The following is a 20,042-nucleotide window of genomic DNA, read 5'->3' as shown; positions in this document are numbered from 1 at the left end:
GGAAAATTGTTCAAAACCAATCGCATATCCAAAAAAATTGTTTTGCTGTTCAGCCTTATCGGCATTTTGGCCGTTTTAAGCGGCTGTATGGGTGCCAGTCAGAAGCCTTTGGGTTGGTCAGGCGTGCTTGTCTCTGATAATGATGCCATATTTGGTTCTATGACTGGTAAACTTATAGCCCTTAATAAAGATGCCAGCACTCCTCGTTATCAGGTGACTCTGGAGACTACCACCAACGGCGGCGGCTGTGCTGGTGCTGTTACTACAGTGGGTATATATGGTACTCCGGTAGTCTCGGACGGTGTTATCTATATTTCTACCTACGGCGGCAAAGTTTATGCTTATAATCAGGCTGATGGCAGTCTGAAGTGGGTTTACCCCGGAACAGGGTCACTATCCGCTATTGTCAGCGGTATTGCCCCTAACGGAGATAAAATCTTTTTTGCAGACACTAATGGTGTTGTTTATGCCCTGAGCAAGGCAGACGGTCAGAAGGTTTGGGAATATCAGACCGGTGCCAAGATTTGGGCTTCTCCGGTGGTTGATGGAGATTTAGTTATAGTACCCGGTTTTGATAAAAAGGTATATGCCTTGGATATCAACACAGGCAGCCCTGTTTGGACGTTTGAAACCCAAAGCCCCTTTGCCAGCGCCCCGGTAGTGGATAACGGCGTTGTTTATGTGGGCTGTTTTGACCGCAATCTGTACGCTCTGGATTTGGAAGACGGCAGCCAGAAATGGGTCTTTGAATCACCCAACTGGTTCTGGGCAACCCCGGTTGTGGCTGACGGCAAAGTTTTTGCCCCCAATCTGGACGGCAACACCTATGTACTGGATGCTTTGACTGGTTCCCAGATTAAAGTCATTGATATGACTGACGAGGTTGCTTCCTCTCCGGCGCTGCTGGGTGACAATGTGATTGTGGCCACTAAGACCGGCAAGATTTTTTCCATAAATGTAAATACAATGGAAATGAAGGCTGTTACCGACCTTGCCTTGAAAGTGATAGCACCGGTTACGGTGTCAGGTGAAGTTGTATACATACATACTCAGGAAGATGAAACTGTATATGCTATAAATCCGGAGAGCCGTACTATAATCTGGACTTTTGTAGTAAGTTAGCGAGGTAGTCGTTGGATATTGGTGCTATTTGGGATTTAGTAATACTTTCGCCGATGATAAACGGCATGGTCTGGCTTTCCCACAATTTATGGGGAAGTTTCGGGCTGACAGTTATTGTGCTGACTGTGGTTATAAGGCTGGCACTCTGGCCGCTTAACCGAAAACAGCTTACGGCCACCAAGAAGATGCAGGAAATTACCGTACATATGGAAGCTTTGAAGAAAAAGCACGGTAATGACCGCCAGAAACTGGCCGAAGAGCAAATGAAGCTCTACAAAGAGTCCGGTGTTTCACCTACCGGTTGTCTGGTTCCCATGCTCATTCAGTTTCCTATCTGGATAGCCTTGTATCAGGCTATTGTGAGAGTATTGGCTGTTACTCCCGAAGACTTTATGAATCTGGCTGATCATCTTTATTCATGGCCGGTAGTTTACCAAACCCTGCCGCTCAGCAATCATTTCCTCTGGATGGATCTTTCCCTTCCGGACTTTGCCTTGGCTTTGCTGGTGGGTGTAAGCATGTATGTCCAGCAGAAAATGTCTACCCCCAAAGCTATTAATCAGCAGCAGGCAGCTCAGGGGCAGATGATGAGTTTCATGATGCCGTTCATGTTCTTCTTCTTCTCGCTCTCTTTCCCCAGTGGTCTGGCTTTCTACTGGTTCGTTTCTGCCATAGTGGGTATCATAATGCAGTATTTCATTACTGGTTGGGGACAGCTTGAACCTATGGCCGAAAAAGTCATTTCCTATTTCCGCGGCGGCCGGCAGGTACGGTCGGGAAACACATATAAAACTGAAAAAAGAACTGCAACTCCGTCTGGTCAGTTGATTGATTCTTCGGCCAAAGGTAAGCAGATGGAAGGTAGTATAGATGAAAAAGGTCGAGACGAGCGCCAAGACGGTGGAGGAAGCAATAAAACTGGGGCTAAATCAGCTAAACGTAAGCCGAGACGAAGTTGAGGTAGAGGTTCTGTCTGAAGGCAGGCATGGGTTACTGGGTCTGCGCGGGGAAGATGCAAGGGTCTGCCTGCATCTTATTGAAAATGAATACGATGATGATATTGCGCCGGGCAACCAGATGGATGCAGGCGATCTAGCACAAAATATTCTGGAAACCCTACTGGACAAGATGGATATCGAAGCCTATGTAGATATCCTGCCTGAAAAGATGGTTACCGATGAGGAATCACAGCCGAGTACTGTTTTGAACATTGTGGGCGAAGACTTGGGTATCCTGATAGGACGCAAGGGTCAGACTCTCATAAGTTTGCAGCAAGTGGTGAGGCTGATGCTTTCCCACCAGTTGGGCAGATTTGAACCGGTGGTAGTTGACGTAAATGGTTACCGGCAACGCCGCCTAAGTTCCCTTCAGGTTTTGGCTTGGAGAACAGCCGAACAGGTAAAATTGCGGCGTATGCCTTTTTCACTTGAGCCTATGCCTGCTTATGAACGGCGGATTATTCATCTGGCATTAGCTGATGATGACGAAGTGACTACCCAGAGCGTTGGCTTTGGTGAATCAAGAAAAGTTGTGGTAGTCTTAAAAGAATAGTACAATAAACCTTACAAAAGGCCTTGACGGAGAAGAGTAGGTTATCTGCGGTGCAGCAGCGAGTCTGGTACGGTGAAAGCAGACCTTCCCGCGGTTATCCCGAAAATCACTCCTGAGCCGCCAGCCGAAAAGCCTTTCGGCTAAGTAGACCTGGCCGGGTTCGCTACCCGTTATCATAAGCGGGGCATGTTAGTGCCCTTATGAGAGCCTCTGCTTTAAAGCGGGGGAAGCGGGGTGGTACCGCGGGCTTATAGTCCCGTCCCTGATAAGGACGGGATTTTCTTTTTTAAGAGGTGATGAATGTTTAAGGCTGTGAATCCCAGACAAAACTTCCCCCAGATGGAAGAAGATATCCTGAAACTTTGGCAGGACAAGGGCGTATTCAAAAAGAGCATTGAAAACCGCCGTGACGGCAAGCGTTTTACCCTGTACGAAGGGCCGCCCACTGCCAACGGACGTCCGGGTATTCACCATGTTCTTTCACGGGTTTTTAAGGACGTCATACCCCGCTACAAGGTTATGAAGGGTTATTATGCCCCCAGGATTGGCGGCTGGGATACCCATGGTTTGCCGGTTGAGCTTGAGGTGGAAAAAGAACTGGGATTTACTAGCAAAAATGATATTGAAAAGTACGGCATTGCTGAGTTTAATGCCCGTTGCCGTTCCAGCGTTTTTAAATATGTGTCCGAATGGAACAAGCTGACCGAACGGATTGCCTACTGGGTGGATCTGGACAATGCCTATATAACTATGGATAACAATTATATAGAGAGCGGCTGGTGGGCGCTTAAGCAAATGTGGGACAAGGGACTAGTGTATCAGGGGCATAGGGTTACCCCACATTGCCCGCGCTGCGGCACTTCGCTAAGCTCTCATGAGGTGGCGCAGGGATATAAGGATAATACCGAAGACCCTTCCGTATTTGTGAAATTTGAAATAGCCAAAGAAAGTCTGGCTAAGGCAGGTTTGGCAAAGAAATGGGCTTACCCGGCTGACAAACCGCTTTACCTGCTGGCCTGGACTACTACCCCCTGGACTTTACCCGCCAATACCGCGCTGGCGGTATCCGCTGCGGACCAGTATGTCATACTGGATATGACGGACTACTATATGATACTGGCCAAACCACGTCTGTCAGCCCTTAAACTGGCAGAAAATCCCGTAGCGGGGGAATGCCTGGGCAGTGACCTTAGTGGGCTTTTTTATAAGCCGCTGTTTGACCCGCGGGAATTCGGTATTCCTGTAAGAAATATGAAGGATAACTCTGAGACAGGTGTTTCTGAAGAACTGCTTTATCCGGTAATAACCACCAGCTATGTATCCATGGATGATGGCACGGGTATAGTCCATACTGCTCCGGCTTATGGTGAACTGGACTATGAATCCGGGGTGAAGTACGGGCTAAAATTTGTCCACCACGTGGATTTGCAGGGCAGGATAACCGGCAGTTACCCGTTTGCCGGCAAATTCGTTAAAGAAGCGGACAAGGATATCTCCCGCAACCTTAAAGAGCGTGGGCTGATGTTCCGTAATGAACGTATGCACCATACCTATCCGTTCTGCTGGCGGTGTGATTCCCCGCTTATTTATTATGCCAAGCAAAGCTGGTACATACGGACTACCGCGGTCAGAGACGAACTGATAAAGGGCAACCAGCAGATAAACTGGTATCCCGAACATATAAAAGACGGCCGTTTTGGAGACTGGCTGGAAAATAATATTGACTGGGCTTTTTCCCGCGAGCGTTACTGGGGAACGCCTGTACCCATCTGGCGGTGTGAAAAGTGCGGCCGGACGGAGTGTGTCGGCGGGATTGACGAACTCAAAGCCAAGCCGAATTTTAAAGGCATGCAGGAAAAACTGGATATCCACCGCCCATATGTAGACGAGTGGATTTATGACTGTGATAAATGCGGCGGGAATATGAAACGGGTTACCGAGGTTATGGACTGCTGGTATGACTCCGGGGCTATGCCGGTTGCCCAGTACCATTACCCCTTTGAGCCCGAAAGCAGGTCTATTGCCAAAGACGGGCGTTTCCCTGCTGACTATATCTGTGAGGCTGTAGACCAAACACGCGGCTGGTTTTACAGTTTGCATGCTATTTCTACCCTGATATTCAACCGCCCCTGTTATCAGAATGTAATCTGTTTGGGGCATATACTGGATGAGCGCGGCGAAAAAATGAGCAAGTCCAGAAATAATGTTATTCAGCCGGCTACGGTGCTGGATAAATACGGAGCAGACGCTGTCCGCTGGTATTTCTATACCGCGGCTCCTCCCGGAAATGCCAGACGCTTTTCCGAAAAACTGGTGGGCGAGGTAACCCGCCAGTTCCTGCTGATGCTCTGGAACGTATATTCATTTTTCGTTACCTACGCCAATATAGATAGCTTTACCCCTTCGGAAAAGTATCTGGAAGGCGAAGTGCCCGAACTGGACAGGTGGATTTTATCCGAGCTTAACCAGCTGGTGCTGGATGTGGATAAGGGGCTGGATAATTATGACCCCACTCAGGCCGGACGGCGGATTGAAGATTTTGTGGGATACCTTTCCAACTGGTATGTCCGCCGCAGCCGCCGCCGTTTCTGGAAGAGCGAAAATGATGCCGACAAACTTTCAGCCTATCAGGCTTTGTATACCTGTCTGGTTACCCTTTCCAGGCTGCTGGCTCCCTTTACCCCGTTCGTAGCCGAAGAACTCTACCAGAACCTGGTGCTTTCAGCAGACCCGTCTGCTTTGGAAAGTGTCCACCTGACGGATTTTCCGGTGGCGGACACAGTGCTTATAGACGAACAATTGGATAACGAAATACGGCTGGTAATGAGGGTTTCCAGTATGGGGCGTTCTGCCCGAAGCAAAGCGGCTCTCAAAGTTCGCCAGCCATTGGCTGAGGTACGGGTGGTACTGGCTTCCGCTAGTGAAAGAACAGGACTTATGCGTCTGGCCGAACAAGTGCTGGAAGAGCTGAATGTAAAGGCTTTGGCAGTGGAAGAGCCGGGCACAGTTATACCGGAGAAAAACTATGCCGCCAGTACCGAGGGGGCTTATACAGTAGCGGTCTATACCGGGCTTTCACCCGAACTACTGGCAGAAGGCACTGCCCGCGAGATTGTCCACCGTTTGCAGACCATGCGGAAATCTGCCGGATTTGAGATTGCAGATTATATAAATACTTATTATCAGGCTGATGAATATCTGGATAGTGTTATCCAGATGCATAGCGAATATATAAAGAAAGAAACACTTTCCAGCCGGCTTATAAATGGAAACGCCCCCGAAGGGGCGTATGCTGAAAGTCTGGATATTGATGGCCACTCCCTAAGCCTGTGGGTGGCACGCTAAAAAACTAAAAAACTAGCTTTCCGGCGGCGGGGTCTCTGTCAGTGTCAGAGTGACAGTAGTGGTTACTCCGTCCCGGAAATAGCTGACCTCTATTTTATCTCCTACCTTTTTGCCGTGGATAGCCAGTATCAGTTCTTCATCAGTCAGCACTGGCTGGCCGTTTATGGCCAGAATAACATCATTTGCCATTAGCCCTGCTTTTTCGGCAGGTCCACCTTCAGATACACCCCGGATAAGCACCCCTCTGTCTATGCCCAGCCTGAAGTATGACTGGATTGAATTGTCTACGGTCAGTATGCCGGCCACTCCCATAAAAGGACGGGTAATATAGCCTTTGTTAACAAGTTCTTCAATAAAGGTGCGGGCGGAGTTTATATTTATAGCGTAGCCTACCCCTTCCACCCCCACTTCAGCTATTTTGGCAGAGGTAATGCCGATAACCTCACCTGCCATATTTACCAGCGGGCCGCCGGAATTGCCTTCGTTTATGGCTACATCTGTACCTATCAGCCCGTACAGGGTGACACTTTGGTCAACGGTTATCTGGGCATCCAGCCGGCTTATCCAGCCGCCTTTCATGGTTATCCCCAGCCCCAGGGCATTGCCGATAGCCGCCACCGGTTCGCCTACTTCCAAAGCTGACGAATCACCTATATATACAAACGGCAGGTCTTCACCCAGTGTATCCACTTTGATTACCGCCAGGTCTGTGCGTGAGTCTGTTACCACCTGGCTGGCGGTAAAGGTACGGCCGTCTGAAAGGGTGACGGTGACAGTGCTTCCGCCTTCAACTACGTGGTTGTTGGTAATAATGTAGCCGTTGGGGTCTATTATGAAACCCGAACCCGAAACTACAGAGATAGTCTGTCGTCCGAATATGTCCTGGGTGGTATACTTCACATCTATTGCAACTACTGCCGGTTTCACCATCGCAACCACCATGGCGTAGTTTGCGAGTTTCGGCAGATTCTGCTGGGGAGTGGGGAAAGTCCAGTCTGTGTCAATAGGGAGGGAAGTGTTATTGGTATCGTTCGTATTGTCAGAGTTTATAGGCTGGGACAAGTAATCGCAGCCCCCACCCGTAAAGACGGTAGCAGCAAGCAGTATGCTTAGAAACAGGCTTAGCAATTTTTGGTTCTTTTTCATGGTTTTTCTCAAGCAGGCAGCTGGGAGATAAGGTTATTGATAATGGGCAAAGCTATGTAAAGGCTGATAGCATAGCCAATACCCTCCACTCCTATCTCCTGTATTTTAGCACTGGTTATGCCTATCACTTCACCCAAATAGTTAACCAGCGGACCGCCGGAGTTACCCGGATTTATAGCGGCATCGGTTTCTATAAGCCCGGTCAGGCTTTCGGTATCGCTAAACTGAACAGTGGTATTTAGCCGGCTTATCCAGCCGCCGGTCATGGAAATACCCATACCCAGTGCATTACCTATGGCGGCCACCGGTTCTCCTACCGCCAGTTTAGATGCATCACCCAGCTTGACTGCGGGCAGATTGGTGGCATCTATCTTTATCACCGCCAGGTCGTTGGCCGGGTAAGTGCGTACCGCTACCGAGTTAAAGGTGCGCCCGTCATCCAGGGTTACTGTTATGCTGGTGGCGTCCTCCACCACGTGGTTATTAGTTACGATAATCCCGTTTGAATCTATAATCCAGCCGGAGCCGGCAGCCTGTTCTACTACTGTCCTCCCAAATATATCACGGGTGACCAGCTCTACATTTATAGCTACTACCGAGGGTTTTACCGCTTTTACTGCATTTACGAAATTAACTGGACTTTGTACACTCCCAAATTCATCGCTGTAGTCCGGCAAATTTTGTTCATTAGTCTGGTTTTGGGTGTTATCTTCAGGGGAATTGTTGAAATCCTGAAGTATGTCGCAGCCCTGTGCCAGAAGCATGGATAGTACCAGACTGATTGAAATAAACAGCCCGAAGAAATTATTGAAAATTTTTTTCATAGCATCTTCCTGTAAGGAGTTATTGTGCTCATTATAGCAGGAAATTGTGTAGAAATTATTGATAAAAAGAGGGAGGGGCTAAAAGCCCCTCCCTCCAAAAAAACGTTTAGACAGAAATATTACTTGACGTTTACTTTGGGTAAACCCTTCTGAGCCTCTTTTACCAGTTCTGCAGGATATTCATAATTGCTCAACTTACCGCGCAGATATAGGTCATAAGAAGCCATGTCCACATGGCCATGGCCGCTGTGGCAGAAGAGTATGGTTTTGGCTTCGCCGGTTTCACGGCATTTCAAAGCTTCATCAATGGTCGCCCTAATGGCGTGATTGGTTTCAGGTGCGCTTATGAAGCCTTCGGTTTGGGCAAACTGCATGCCAGCTTCAAAGGTTTCTACCTGGTTAACAGCTGTGGCCTCAATCAGCTTCAGGCGGCTGAGGTGAGACAGTAAGGGTGACATACCATGATAGCGCAAACCGCCGGCATGTACCGGAGGGGGCATGAACCGGTGACCCAAGGTAAACATTTTCATCATGGGTGTCATACCGGCTTCGTCTCCGAAGTCATAAGCATCCAGACCTTTGGTCAGAGAAGGGCAGCTGGCGGGTTCAACAGCCAGAATTCGGGTATTCTTGTGAGTGCCGTTCAATTTGTCTTCTACAAAAGGCAGGGCTATACCGCCGAAGTTAGAGCCGCCGCCTACGCAGCCAATCACGATATCCGGGTAGCAGTCAGCCATAGCCATCTGTTTTTTGGCTTCCTGACCGATAATAGTCTGATGCAGCAGAACGTGGTTAAGTACACTCCCCAAAGCATACTTGGTGCCGGGATGGGTTACGGCGTCTTCCACGGCTTCGCTTATAGCAATACCCAGGCTGCCGGGGCATTCAGGGTCACGTTCAAGTATTTCACGGCCTATCTTGGTATCAGGGCTGGGGCTGGGTACGACAGAGGCACCCCAGGTTTCCATCATAATGCGGCGGTAGGGTTTCATATTGTAGCTGACCTTTACCATGTAGACCTTGCACTCTATATCAAAGAATTTGCAGGCCATAGCCAGCGAAGAACCCCACTGTCCGGCGCCGGTCTCGGTGGCAATCCTTTTTATGCCGGCTTTTTTATTATAATAAGCCTGAGCCAGAGCGGTGTTGGGTTTATGAGAACCGGCCGGGCTGACATCTTCCAGTTTGTAAAAGATTTTAGCCGGGGTCTGCAAAGCTTTTTCCAGCCTGTGGGCACGGTAAAGGGGAGTTGGCCGCCAGATTTTATATATTTCCAGCAGTTCTTCAGGTATGGCGATATGCCTTTCGGGGCTGAATTCCTGCATAATAAGGCTCATGGGAAATATGGCTTCCATATCAGCTGGAGTCACCGGTTGGCCGGTACCCGGATGCAGAACGGGAGGCAGCGGTACGGGCAAATCAGGCTGGATATTGTACCAGACCTGGGGCATGTCCTTTTCTTGCAGTATAAACTTGGTTTGAACCATTTCTGTTCTCCTTGACATTATTTTAGTCCCAGTTTAGCCTTGGTTTAGCATTTATTTCCTGCGCAGGTAAGCCAGGCATGTTTTGAGCTTCCTTTGCTATATTAGGCCTGTGCGGGCGGGATAATAAAAAACCCTCTGCCCTGAAAGGGGCAGAAGGTTTACTTCCGCGGTACCACCCTAATTAACCGGATTATGAAATGCCGGTCATCTCAAACAGGCACTCTGGGCTGACCCAATATGCCTTGGGATATTTTAACGCTTCCCCTGCGGCAAAGCCTACTTGGATAGACCGTTCGGTTTGCGGCTCCCAAGTCCATTCAACTTCTGCGTCAGCACCGGCTCACACCTTGCCCGGCTCTCTTAGCCTCGCTTGAAATCTACTAGTCTTGTTCACAGCCTTTGAAATATTCAGTTAGGTAAATATTAATCACTAGGGGACTGCTTGTCAAGCAGGTTTCAGTGAAACGGACAAAATGAATGATATTAAAAAATTGATACAAAATATAAAATCTGGTACACTGGCTCATCCAAATGCTTCAGACAATACATATCCGGATGGTGACACTTGAATCTCGCTGATAGGCTTTCGGAAGTGGTTACAACCTGCCCAGAGGCTATAGCTCTGAAATTTGAAGGTAAAAGTATTACGTATGCAGAGTTGGACAGGATTTCCGACTGTTATGCTTGGGCGCTTACCCGCCGGGGAGTGGTTGCGGGCGAACGGGTGGCGCTCCTAATGCCAAACTGCTTTGAATTTGTGTTTTTTTATTTCGGTATAGTCAAAACAGGGGCTGTGGCCGTACCGCTTGACCCCAAATACAAATGGCCTGAACTGAAAGCTTTGCTGGATGACTGCCAGCCTGTAGCCTTGGTTTGCCAAACCGAGGGGTTAAATATATTGCACCTGCACCGCTCTGAACTAAGCTATATTCAGCATTATATCAGCCCGGAAGACACCGGTTATCCTGATGTAATTTTATTAAAAAATTTTCTGATAGATATTCCTGAAATACCTTTTGAAATTGATGTGCCCGAAAACCGAACTGCCCATATAGCTTATACCTCAGCAGCTCAGCTCCGCCCGCAAGGAGTGGTGATAAGCCACGTAAATCTGGTAAAGACGGCTGCTATATCCGCGGGTGGCTTTGCGCAAAGTGCCGAAGACAGGGTAATACTGTTTGCCCTGCCGCTCCACCATATAATAGGGTTGGTGGTGGTATTACTGGGTACTCTTTTCAGCGGGGGGAGCGTAATACTTCTTTCCGGCGTTTCCATTGACTGTTTGTTAAAGACAATTGAAAGAGAGAGTATCACCGTATTTTTGGGTGTTCCGTTTATTCATGCCATGCTGGTTCGCCATTTGCGTGAAAATTATTCTGAATACAATCTGACTTCACTCAGGTTATGCGGCAGTGCCGGTGCGCCCTTGCCTCCGGAACTGGTATTGTCATACAGGATTTTATTGGATAGAGATTTAGTAGATTTTTATGGCTTGACTGAATCTACTTCCCATGTAACTTGTCAGCCTTTGGATAAAAGTGGTAAGTCCGGTTCTGTGGGCAAGGTGCTTAAGGGGTTTGAATTGGAAGTGGTAAATTCGGCAGGGCAGGTATTACTGCCATCCCAGACTGGGGAGATAATTATACGCGGGCCTGTTATGGATGGGATTTACCGCCAGCCCGAAAAAACCAACCGAATGCTGCGTAATGGCTGGCTCTATACCGGTGATATCGGCTATAAAGATAGCGACGGTTATGTTTACATAAAATATTTTATTAAACCTATGCTTATTACCAAAGGTCAGAATATATATTTTTCTGACGTTGAAGATTTGCTTCTTTCATGCCCGGGGGTGAAAGAAGTACTGGCAGTGGGGATTCCTGATCCTGACGGTATGCGGGGCGAGGTGGTTCGGGTGGCGGTAATACTTCGGGATGGGGCTGAACAAACCCCTGCCGGTATTAAAAAATACTGTCTGGAAAATATTGCACAGTATAAAACCCCCCGGGAAATATTTATTCTAAAAGAACTGCCCTGTGATTTACTGGGTTTACCTTGCAGAGATACCCTCAGGAAGATGTGAAAATAACCGGATAATATGTGTTGCCAAACTCTCGGCTGTGTGTATAATAAGCTTAAACACTTTAGCTGATGAGAGGTGAAACGTGGCATCAAAAGTAGCCATAGTTACCGATACAACCGCCTGTATACCGGCTGAGCTTGTCAGAAAGTACCAGATAGAAGTTATTCCGATAGAAATTGTTATAGACGGCAAGGCTTCTTATGATTCTGCACTTGACCTTAATGAGTTTTACAAGTTACTGAAGGAATCTTCCCAGACACCCAAAACTGTCGGCTCTGTACCCGGGCCATATATTGAGGCTTTTTCCCGCTTGTCTGCCAAAACCGACCAGATTTTATGTGTTACCGAACCTGTGCGGTTTTCAGGTATGTTCAATGCCGCTCAGCTGGCTGCCATGCAGGTATTGGAAAAACATAAAAATCTTTGTATAAAGGTTATTCCATGTGAAACTGCCGCTGCAGGTTTGGGATTGGTGGTTTTGGAAGCTGCCCGTCATGCCGAGTCCGGTAAAAGTCTTGATAATCTGGTAAACGTAATAAACACCCTGATGCCGAAAATTTATCTGTATGCTACGCTGGATACTTTTGAATACTTGATTAAAGGCGGACGAATACCCAAAATAGCTGCATTGGCAGATTCAGTACTGCAAATTAAGCCTGTTTTTACCCTGCGTAATGGAGATGCCCAAACAATAGCTTTACCCCGCACTGCCGAAAAAGCCTTGCAAAATATTATGGATTTGATGACGGAACATGTAAAAGGTAAAGGCAAGCTGAGAGTGGCGGTAATGCATGCGGATGCTTTGGAACGGGCACACAGGCTGGAGCAGAATATAAAAGAGAAATTCCCTCAGGCTGAGATTTTATTTATGGAGTTTACTCCTGTAATGGGTGTACATACTGGTCCGGGTGTAGTCGGAGTAGCTTTTTATGAGGTCTGAAAACTGTCTGGGTTTTTTAGCTTTTTTGGAATATAATAATTAGTTATTATGCCGTTCACATCTGAAGACGATTTTAAATTGCTGCTAAGCAGCTTAGGTGAGTTGCCTCCAGCTGAAAAGTGTCCGTTTTTGGTTATTTTGGTAGGTTTGCCGGGAACAGGTAAAAGCACCTTTGCAAAGTATTTTACAGAACGGATACCGGCTGTGATACTGGAAAGTGATGCTTTGCGTAAAACTTTGATAAGAAAGCCTGTTTACTCCAATACAGAGCATATCCGGGTTTTTAAAGCAATACATGAGCTAATGACTAAACTGCTTAAGCAAAGAGTATCGCTGATACTGGATGCTACCAGCATGACAGCCAAAGACCGCGAACCTTTGTACAGTATAGCTTCCAGCCAGAGTGTGAAGAGGTTCATTGTAGAGATGGATTTATCACCGGAGATTATTAAAAAACGCATGGGCATGCGAACTAAGCAGGGTACATCTTGTTCAGATGCAGACTGGGAAATCTACCGGATGCTTAGACCCATGTTTGAGCCTGTTTCCGAAGGATGTTATCGTATAAGTACTGAGGTTGACTTTCAACCGGTGCTGGAATGTTTAATAAAAGATGTAAAAACCTATCTAGAACAAGAGGAGTGCAGATAATGGAAATCAAAATTGTAAAACAAAGACCGCAATCAATTACGGCTGATGTTTTGGCTATGCCTGTTTTTGAAGGACAGGATTTGAGCTTGGAGTTCAAGGAACTGGATTCTAAACTGGGCGGCAATCTGGTTGAAATGAAAGAAAAAGCCGAACTGAAAGGCAAGGCAGGCGAACTTCACTTGGTAAATACTCTGGGTAAACTACCGGTCCGTTATCTGGCGGTATTTGGTATGGGAAAAGCGGAAAAATTCGGCCCTGATGAACTACGCAAGTCTGTGGGTGAGCTTTCAAGGGCTTTATCCAAAAAGAGTTTTAAAACTATAGCCATTTGGCTGGGAGAACTGACACTTGGGACTGATGTGCTGGCGGAAATAGCTGCCGGAGGTGCCATAATGGGCAGTTACCGTTTCCGAAAATATTTTACCAGCGGCAATGAAAACGGGGTGATTGACGAAATAAAGTTGGTGTTGGGTGAAAAGGCTGACCTTGCCAAGGCATCACAGGGGCTTATAAAGGGGCAGATTGTGGCAGATGCTGTCTGCTCTGCCCGTGACCTTATAAATGAACCCTCGAGCAATATGACACCAACTGATTTAGCTGATTTTGCACGGCGTTTGGCCGAATCTACCGGCCTTGCCTGTGAAATATTTAATGAAACTCAGCTGCTTGAAAAAGGCATGGGCGGTGTGCTGGGAGTGGGACAAGGTTCATGCCAGGCACCCAAATTTATTATCCTGAAATATACCGGACGTGACAGTGATGAACTGGATATGGCATATATAGGCAAAGCTATCACCTTTGATTCAGGGGGTATTTCGCTTAAACCCTGGGATAAAATGTGGGAAATGAAGTCTGATATGTCCGGCGGGGCGGCAGTCATTACGGCTATGGGGGCTATTGCCAAATTGAAACCGGCGGTAAACATTATAGGTATTGTGCCGGCTACTGAAAACATGCCCAGCGGGTGTGCCATCAAGCCGGGTGACATATTGCGAATGGCCAGCGGAAAGACGGTAGAAATCCATTCTACTGATGCTGAAGGGCGCCTGATACTGGCTGATGCCCTTGATTACGCATGCAAGCAGGGAGCCAAACAAATGGTAGATGTAGCCACTCTTACCGGTGCCTGCTCACGTATTTTCGGCAGTGCCTGCAGCGGTGGTTTTACCAATGATGATGAATTTTACGCTAAGGTAGTATCTGCCGCCAAACAGGCAGGTGAGTGCATATGGCAGCTGCCCACTTTCGATGAGTATAGGGAAATGATAAAAAGTGACGTGGCAGATATTAAAAATGTCGGCGGTCCGGTCGCCGGTGCTAGTACGGCGGCTTTGTTCCTTGAAGAATTTGTAGAAAACAGACCATGGGTTCATTTGGACATTGCAGGAACTGCATATCTTGACAAGGACAATGGTCACCAGGTTAAGGGCGGTTCAGGAGCATCTGTAGCTACTCTGATAAGTTTGGCACTAAATATTGCAAAATAATTATAAATATATGGCTTAAAACCTTGACTTTTATGCTAAAATGAATAGGTTGCAAGTGCGGCTTGTTTTTTACGGATAATGTATCACAACTCCCGTAAATAGGAAATCGGATTTTTCCGGCCGGGATTTAGCCCAGGATGAATAATATGCCTCAAAATTCTACGATTTTGGTTTTACCAAAGTTGTATTTATGGTTGGAGGCGGATTATTTATTGTTTGGTAGCTAACGCATAGACCGGGGGTTTTGATATCTGTGAAGAATCTGCAATGTGGCTAGGCCAATAGCCGATGCTTAACCGGGTAAAAACTCTGGTGGAGTATTTTTTAGCCGGAATAAAGGCATCGGTTTTATGCTTTAATATCAGGATGAATAGCGGTATCCGATTTGTGACTTACCAAGCCGGCAAGTCGGGGGTGTTCTTATGGCGGGGGCATTTTGACCTGCTCCGCGTGCCTGTAGAATGTCAATCGCAGTTTGACCTGATACAACGAAATATTAACATGACAATTACTTATTATGATAAACCAGGAGTACATTCTTGATATACAATGCGTCCGAATATAATTTTAAGGCACCGGAAATACTTTCCCGTGCCAGAAGAGTCCTGATAAAGCCAAATGCCCATTATCCGGTACAGTATCCGGTTAGTACCAGCCGTGAGCTTATCTACAAGATTATAAGCGGAATCCGCAAGATAAGTGATGCGGATATTATCATATTGGAAGGTGCACCCGGCGGTGCACCCATGAAAAGTATTTATAAAGCTCTTTCATACGATTTTCAAAGGGTAGTTCTGCTGGATGTAAATGATTGCACTTGGGTTGAGGTGGATAATCCTTTAAATAAACCACTGGTTATCCCCACTTTCTGGGTGCCTAATGTTATTTTATCTAGTGATTTCCTGATAAGTGTTACACCCCTGCAGGTTATCAACGGCAAGGGGAATTTTTCAATCTCAAATTTGCTGCCGGTATTGCCTTCAAGCAAATACGGCGGCGGCAAAACAGGCTGGGATTCGCTTTATAATCAGGGTATTGAAAAGGTTTTATCTGATCTTTACTTCACATTGCCGTTCGATATGGGTATCATAGAAGCTACCCAGAAATTTACCAGCCATGGTGACCATACCAAAGGTGAGATTGAGCATCTGGGAAAGATATTTGCGGGTGAACCTTATGAGGTGGATACGGAAGTTTCACGTATTCTAAATATCAAGACAGACTATTTGGAGTTAATAAAAACGTCCAGCGTTGAACTTGAACGCTGGACTTAAAGGTTTTGTTTTGTTCAATCCGGATTAGTATTTGATGTGGAAATCACCGTAGTTGCTGTTTGTCATTTCCCAGCTTGTTTCCACTTCTTTAACCTCGGCATGGGGAGGGCCCGAACGGAGCAATTTTAAAAACTCCAGAAGTGAATCTTTGTTGCCTTCGGCTACCACTTCCACCTCGTTACCACTGGCAAGGTTTTTAGCATATCCGCAGAGCCCCAAACGCACTGCTTGTATACGGGTAAAGTCTCTGAAGTAAACTCCCTGTACTTTTCCCCTGACAATAGCTTTCAGACAGGGCATGCCTGAACCTCGTATTTCAACTTATATATCTTTACCTTTTTTCTTTTTGCGGACTACTTCTGGTTCTACATTCGGCTGAAAAAACTCACCCGAAACTGCTGGTTTTTTTGAATCTTTCTTCTGTTTTTTGGTCTCACGTGATTGAAAATCTCTGCCACCCATATATAACCTCCTATGATGCTAAAAGTTTATCAAATGTTATCTTCAGCTGTAAAGCTGTTTTCAAACTGCTGCAAAGCTGCCTTGGCGGCGCTGGTTTCGGCTTCTTTTTTGCTTCGCCCCGAACCTTCAGCAAGAACCTTATCCTCTGTGTAAACCTCTGCCACAAATAAGCGGTTATGCTCAGGCCCGCTAAAGTTTGTAATACGGTAGCGGGGTGTCATCTGCATTTGAGCCTGAATAAGCTCCTGCAGGCGGGATTTATAATCAATATTGGAACTAAGGGTTTGAACTCGCTCCATTTCAGTCCTGAAAAGGCGGAAAATCACTTCTCGGGTTATGTCTATGCCCTTATCTATATATATAGCAGCCAGCACGGCTTCAAAAGCACCCGCTAAATTTGCCGGTTTAAAACGCCCTTTAGATACATCTTCGCCCCTTCCCAGATAAAGGTAATTGCCAAGATTTATCCCTAAAGCCACCCTCACCAAGCTCTCTCTCCGTACCAGCAGGGAGCGGAAACGGGTCAGGTCACCTTCCTGAATATCAGGAAAATCATGGTAAAGGCGGTCTGCAAATATGACACCCAGCACGGCATCACCCAGGAATTCCATTCTTTCGTTGGAGCCGTTTAAGTGGGTAGGATTTTCATTTACCCAGGAAGTATGGATAAGAGCCTGCTCCAAGAGAGACGGATTTTCAAACTTTACTCCGAGGGATTCTTCAAGTTCAGTTAAATCTAGCATTTCAAATAAGATTATGCTATTCGGTAAATACATGTCAAGCTGGACTAAATGAAGGGATTTCTTGACTTAAAATTAAAAAGCATTTATGATATTTCTGATATAAAAATGTAAATAGGAGATAGGAAACGGAATGAGTAAACTGATAGAGAATGCCGGCGTTATAGCTTTCATATTAGCTTTCTTGTTTTGCTGTTTTGGCATAAGTTTAGTTATTTTCTATGGCTTCCTTTATATGCCTCCTGCAATCACCCCTATTTCATAAACTGACTTAAGCAAAACAATGCCGCACCTTTAAATGTTGATGCGGCGTTGTTTTGTGGCTTGGTTCACTGTATAATCCGTGTGCATGTTGGGGAATCGTCTAGCGGTAGGACAGCGGACTCTGAATCCGTATGGGAAGGTTCGAATCCTTCTTCCCCAGCCATTTCGTTCTTAATGGCGCATTCGTCTAGCGGCCTAGGACGCGTCCCTCTCAAGGACGAGATCACCGGTTCGAATCCGGTATGCGCTACCAATAGTCATTAGAAGCCCTTTTTCAAAGCTAAAAAGTTTGGAAGAGGGCTTTGTTTTTATCTGTTTGCTTTCATTTCTTCACCTTTTTGAGTTTTTTAATTAATAAGTGCAGCCGAGCTTATTCTTTTCAATAGTTCAAAAATATTTTAATAAGTTTTTGGATCCTAAACAGGTCACGTCATATCAAAGAAATCTTTAAGGGTGCACTGTGTGACCAGCATATGTGTGCAAGGTTATATGACAGATGGGCAAAAATAACAAAAAATATGCCAATTATTTTAAAAAATACCCCCCTCCAAAGCTAAAAAGGGATTTGCTTTCCCCTAAACCCTATGATATACTCTCCCACGTTGAAATTGATTGCCGAGTAAAAAACGGCCGCCTTAAAAGACAGGTTTCACGGTAGACAACTCCACAAAAGCCTTTAACAGGCTGGGGTTTTTCCTTGACAGAGAGTAACGGAATGTGATATTATCTCTCTTTGTCTGGAACTGATGCACCTTAACAACTGGATAGCGGAAAGAAAAGTTTTAAACACAATATGCTAGTAATTAATATTGAGCTTGGAGAGTTTGATCCTGGCTCAGGATGAACGCTAGCGGCGTGCCTTATGCATGCAAGTCGAACGGTCTTAAGCAATTAAGATAGTGGCAAACGGGTGAGTAACGCGTAAGTAACCTACCTCTAAGTGGGGGATAGCTTCGGGAAACTGAAGGTAATACCGCATGTGGTGGGCCGACATAAGTTGGTTCACTAAAGCCGTAAGGTGCTTGGTGAGGGGCTTGCGTCCGATTAGCTAGTTGGTGGGGTAACGGCCTACCAAGGCTTCGATCGGTAGCTGGTCTGAGAGGATGATCAGCCACACTGGGACTGAGACACGGCCCAGACTCCTACGGGAGGCAGCAGCAAGGAATCTTGGGCAATGGGCGAAAGCCTGACCCAGCAACGCCGCGTGAGGGATGAAGGCTCTCGGGTTGTAAACCTCTTTTCACAGGGAAGAATAATGACGGTACCTGTGGAATAAGCTTCGGCTAACTACGTGCCAGCAGCCGCGGTAATACGTAGGAAGCAAGCGTTATCCGGATTTATTGGGCGTAAAGTGAGCGTAGGTGGTCTTTCAAGTTGGATGTGAAATTTCCCGGCTTAACCGGGACGTGTCATTCAATACTGTTGGACTAGAGTACAGCAGGAGAAAACGGAATTCCCGGTGTAGTGGTAAAATGCGTAGATATCGGGAGGAACACCAGAGGCGAAGGCGGTTTTCTAGGTTGTCACTGACACTGAGGCTCGAAAGCGTGGGGAGCGAACAGAATTAGATACTCTGGTAGTCCACGCCTTAAACTATGGACACTAGGTATAGGGAGTATCGACCCTCTCTGTGCCGAAGCTAACGCTTTAAGTGTCCCGCCTGGGGAGTACGGTCGCAAGGCTAAAACTCAAAGGAATTGACGGGGGCCCGCACAAGCAGCGGAGCGTGTGGTTTAATTCGATGCTACACGAAGAACCTTACCAAGATTTGACATGCATGAAGTAGTGAACCGAAAGGGAAACGACCTGTTAAGTCAGGAGTTTGCACAGGTGCTGCATGGCTGTCGTCAGCTCGTGCCGTGAGGTGTTTGGTTAAGTCCTGCAACGAGCGCAACCCTTGTTGCTAGTTAAATTTTCTAGCGAGACTGCCCCGCGAAACGGGGAGGAAGGTGGGGATGACGTCAAGTCAGCATGGCCTTTATATCTTGGGCTACACACACGCTACAATGGACAGAACAATAGGTTGCAACAGTGTGAACTGGAGCTAATCCTCAAAGCTGTCCTCAGTTCGGATTGCAGGCTGAAACCCGCCTGCATGAAGTTGGAGTTGCTAGTAACCGCATATCAGCAAGGTGCGGTGAATACGTTCTCGGGCCTTGTACACACCGCCCGTCACGTCATGAAAGCCGGTAACACTTGAAGTCGATGTGCCAACCGCAAGGAGGCAGTCGCCGAGGGTGGGACTGGTAATTGGGACGAAGTCGTAACAAGGTAGCCGTAGCGGAAGCTGCGGCTGGATCACCTCCTTTCTAAGGATAATTGGCCTCGTGCCTATTAACCTAGGTCGATATCCGACTTAAAACGGATACTTCGCTTTTCTTTCCGCTATCCAGAGGTTAAGGTGTTAGTGTTATAAAAGGGATTAAAATCACTTTCCTTCAGGCTGACAGCCTGAGTTTTATCGTCTCTTATTTCATTTCGTTTCCATAAGTAAATGTGTGATACAGGACTTGCGCAAAACATCCTGTTTGCTATATTATAATGACGTTTTTCAATCGGGCCATTAGCTCAGCTGGTTAGAGCGCAGTCCTGATAAGACTGAGGTCCTTGGTTCGAGACCAAGATGGCCCACCATAAAGCTAAAAACGGTCTTCTCCATGCCGTAA

General features: G+C 46.7%; 15 protein-coding genes, 3 tRNA genes, 1 rRNA gene and 1 other annotated feature. Of the genes, 13 read left to right on the top strand and 6 right to left on the bottom strand.

Annotation, left to right across the window (positions count from 1 at the left end; genetic code table 11):
* Positions 1-6: 6 nt before the first annotated feature.
* From ASJ33_RS05445 to ileS, 4 genes are all read left to right on the top strand, one after another.
* Positions 7-1,122 (top strand): PQQ-binding-like beta-propeller repeat protein, encoded by a 1,116-nt coding sequence (locus ASJ33_RS05445; RefSeq protein WP_041331001.1) that lies wholly within the window; start codon positions 7-9, stop codon positions 1,120-1,122.
* Positions 1,123-1,133: 11 nt separating this feature from the next.
* The gene (locus ASJ33_RS05440) at positions 1,134-2,081 is read left to right on the top strand and encodes a YidC/Oxa1 family membrane protein insertase (RefSeq protein ID WP_023652440.1); all 948 of its coding nucleotides are present in this window, start codon (positions 1,134-1,136) and stop codon (positions 2,079-2,081) included.
* Entirely contained in the window at positions 1,993-2,673 is a 681-nt protein-coding gene (gene jag / locus ASJ33_RS05435) for an RNA-binding cell elongation regulator Jag/EloR (RefSeq protein ID WP_041330999.1), read from the top strand. Before ASJ33_RS05440 ends, jag begins: the two co-directional genes overlap by 89 nt.
* 300 nt (positions 2,674-2,973) lie before the next feature.
* Positions 2,974-6,018, top strand: coding sequence for an isoleucine--tRNA ligase (ileS, locus tag ASJ33_RS05430; protein WP_041330998.1), 3,045 nt, complete (start codon positions 2,974-2,976; stop codon positions 6,016-6,018).
* Between the two features lie 12 nt (positions 6,019-6,030).
* On the opposite strand, the gene ASJ33_RS05425 is transcribed toward ileS, so the two are convergent.
* From ASJ33_RS05425 to ASJ33_RS05415, 3 genes are all read right to left on the bottom strand, one after another.
* The gene (locus tag ASJ33_RS05425) at positions 6,031-7,164 is read right to left on the bottom strand and encodes a S1C family serine protease (RefSeq protein WP_041331744.1); all 1,134 of its coding nucleotides are present in this window, start codon (positions 7,162-7,164) and stop codon (positions 6,031-6,033) included.
* Between the two features lie 8 nt (positions 7,165-7,172).
* Complete coding sequence (locus ASJ33_RS05420) at positions 7,173-7,988, bottom strand: S1C family serine protease (protein WP_023652434.1); 816 nt, start codon at positions 7,986-7,988, stop codon at positions 7,173-7,175.
* Between the two features lie 119 nt (positions 7,989-8,107).
* Entirely contained in the window at positions 8,108-9,475 is a 1,368-nt protein-coding gene (locus tag ASJ33_RS05415; RefSeq protein ID WP_012882177.1) for a TrpB-like pyridoxal phosphate-dependent enzyme, read from the bottom strand.
* Between the two features lie 142 nt (positions 9,476-9,617).
* Positions 9,618-9,878, bottom strand: a binding site (T-box leader).
* 162 nt (positions 9,879-10,040) lie between these two features.
* On the opposite strand from ASJ33_RS05415, the gene ASJ33_RS05410 reads away from it, so the two are divergent.
* From ASJ33_RS05410 to ASJ33_RS05385, 5 genes are all read left to right on the top strand, one after another.
* Positions 10,041-11,558, top strand: coding sequence for a class I adenylate-forming enzyme family protein (locus tag ASJ33_RS05410; RefSeq protein ID WP_041330996.1), 1,518 nt, complete (start codon positions 10,041-10,043; stop codon positions 11,556-11,558).
* An 82-nt stretch (positions 11,559-11,640) separates the two neighbouring features.
* Positions 11,641-12,498, top strand: a complete 858-nt coding sequence (locus tag ASJ33_RS05405; protein ID WP_023652432.1) for a DegV family protein — start codon at positions 11,641-11,643, stop codon at positions 12,496-12,498.
* A 48-nt stretch (positions 12,499-12,546) separates the two neighbouring features.
* Positions 12,547-13,149: an AAA family ATPase gene (locus ASJ33_RS05400; RefSeq protein WP_041330994.1), complete on the top strand. Its 603-nt coding sequence runs from the start codon at positions 12,547-12,549 to the stop codon at positions 13,147-13,149.
* Positions 13,149-14,636, top strand: a complete 1,488-nt coding sequence (locus ASJ33_RS05395) for a leucyl aminopeptidase (protein ID WP_041330992.1) — start codon at positions 13,149-13,151, stop codon at positions 14,634-14,636. Before ASJ33_RS05400 ends, ASJ33_RS05395 begins: the two co-directional genes overlap by 1 nt.
* 539 nt (positions 14,637-15,175) lie before the next feature.
* The gene (locus tag ASJ33_RS05385) at positions 15,176-15,910 is read left to right on the top strand and encodes a DUF362 domain-containing protein (RefSeq protein ID WP_012882172.1); all 735 of its coding nucleotides are present in this window, start codon (positions 15,176-15,178) and stop codon (positions 15,908-15,910) included.
* A 24-nt stretch (positions 15,911-15,934) separates the two neighbouring features.
* Here the strand turns inward: ASJ33_RS05385 and ASJ33_RS05380 are convergent, their stop codons facing one another.
* From ASJ33_RS05380 to rnc, 3 genes are read right to left on the bottom strand one after another with little or no spacing between them, the layout of a single operon-like run.
* Positions 15,935-16,210 carry an acylphosphatase gene (locus tag ASJ33_RS05380; protein WP_041330990.1) on the bottom strand — a complete coding sequence of 92 codons (276 nt, stop codon included), beginning with the start codon at positions 16,208-16,210 and terminating at the stop codon, positions 15,935-15,937.
* 21 nt (positions 16,211-16,231) lie between these two features.
* Positions 16,232-16,372 carry a hypothetical protein gene (locus ASJ33_RS08490; RefSeq protein ID WP_012882170.1) on the bottom strand — a complete coding sequence of 47 codons (141 nt, stop codon included), beginning with the start codon at positions 16,370-16,372 and terminating at the stop codon, positions 16,232-16,234.
* A gap of 29 nt (positions 16,373-16,401) precedes the next feature.
* Complete coding sequence (gene rnc / locus ASJ33_RS05375; RefSeq protein WP_172812216.1) at positions 16,402-17,115, bottom strand: ribonuclease III; 714 nt, start codon at positions 17,113-17,115, stop codon at positions 16,402-16,404.
* A gap of 350 nt (positions 17,116-17,465) precedes the next feature.
* Here rnc and ASJ33_RS05370 point away from each other — a divergent pair.
* The 4 genes from ASJ33_RS05370 (at position 17,466) to ASJ33_RS05355 (ending at position 20,010) form a co-directional block, all read left to right on the top strand.
* A tRNA-Gln gene (locus ASJ33_RS05370) sits at positions 17,466-17,539 on the top strand.
* Between the two features lie 13 nt (positions 17,540-17,552).
* Positions 17,553-17,629: transfer RNA gene (locus tag ASJ33_RS05365), tRNA-Glu, on the top strand.
* Positions 17,630-18,188: 559 nt separating this feature from the next.
* Positions 18,189-19,685, top strand: a 16S ribosomal RNA gene (locus tag ASJ33_RS05360).
* Between the two features lie 248 nt (positions 19,686-19,933).
* Positions 19,934-20,010, top strand: a tRNA-Ile gene (locus ASJ33_RS05355).
* Positions 20,011-20,042 lie beyond the last annotated feature (32 nt).

The sequence above is a fragment of the Dehalococcoides mccartyi genome, from assembly GCF_001889305.1.
GTDB lineage: Bacteria > Chloroflexota > Dehalococcoidia > Dehalococcoidales > Dehalococcoidaceae > Dehalococcoides > Dehalococcoides mccartyi_A.
The sequence above is the reverse complement of the archived record's forward strand: the minus strand, read 5'-3'. Positions and strand labels throughout refer to the sequence as shown.

Coding starts and splice junctions, on each gene's coding strand:
- ileS (WP_041330998.1), top strand. CDS start 2,974: ATGTTTAAGGCTGTGAATCCCAGACAAAACTTCCCCCAGATGGAAGAA.
- ASJ33_RS05380 (WP_041330990.1), bottom strand. CDS start 16,210: ATGCCCTGTCTGAAAGCTATTGTCAGGGGAAAAGTACAGGGAGTTTAC.
- ASJ33_RS05425 (WP_041331744.1), bottom strand. CDS start 7,164: ATGAAAAAGAACCAAAAATTGCTAAGCCTGTTTCTAAGCATACTGCTT.
- ASJ33_RS05420 (WP_023652434.1), bottom strand. CDS start 7,988: ATGAAAAAAATTTTCAATAATTTCTTCGGGCTGTTTATTTCAATCAGT.
- ASJ33_RS05415 (WP_012882177.1), bottom strand. CDS start 9,475: ATGGTTCAAACCAAGTTTATACTGCAAGAAAAGGACATGCCCCAGGTC.
- ASJ33_RS05400 (WP_041330994.1), top strand. CDS start 12,547: ATGCCGTTCACATCTGAAGACGATTTTAAATTGCTGCTAAGCAGCTTA.
- jag (WP_041330999.1), top strand. CDS start 1,993: ATGAAAAAGGTCGAGACGAGCGCCAAGACGGTGGAGGAAGCAATAAAA.
- rnc (WP_172812216.1), bottom strand. CDS start 17,115: ATGCTAGATTTAACTGAACTTGAAGAATCCCTCGGAGTAAAGTTTGAA.
- ASJ33_RS05395 (WP_041330992.1), top strand. CDS start 13,149: ATGGAAATCAAAATTGTAAAACAAAGACCGCAATCAATTACGGCTGAT.
- ASJ33_RS08490 (WP_012882170.1), bottom strand. CDS start 16,372: ATGGGTGGCAGAGATTTTCAATCACGTGAGACCAAAAAACAGAAGAAA.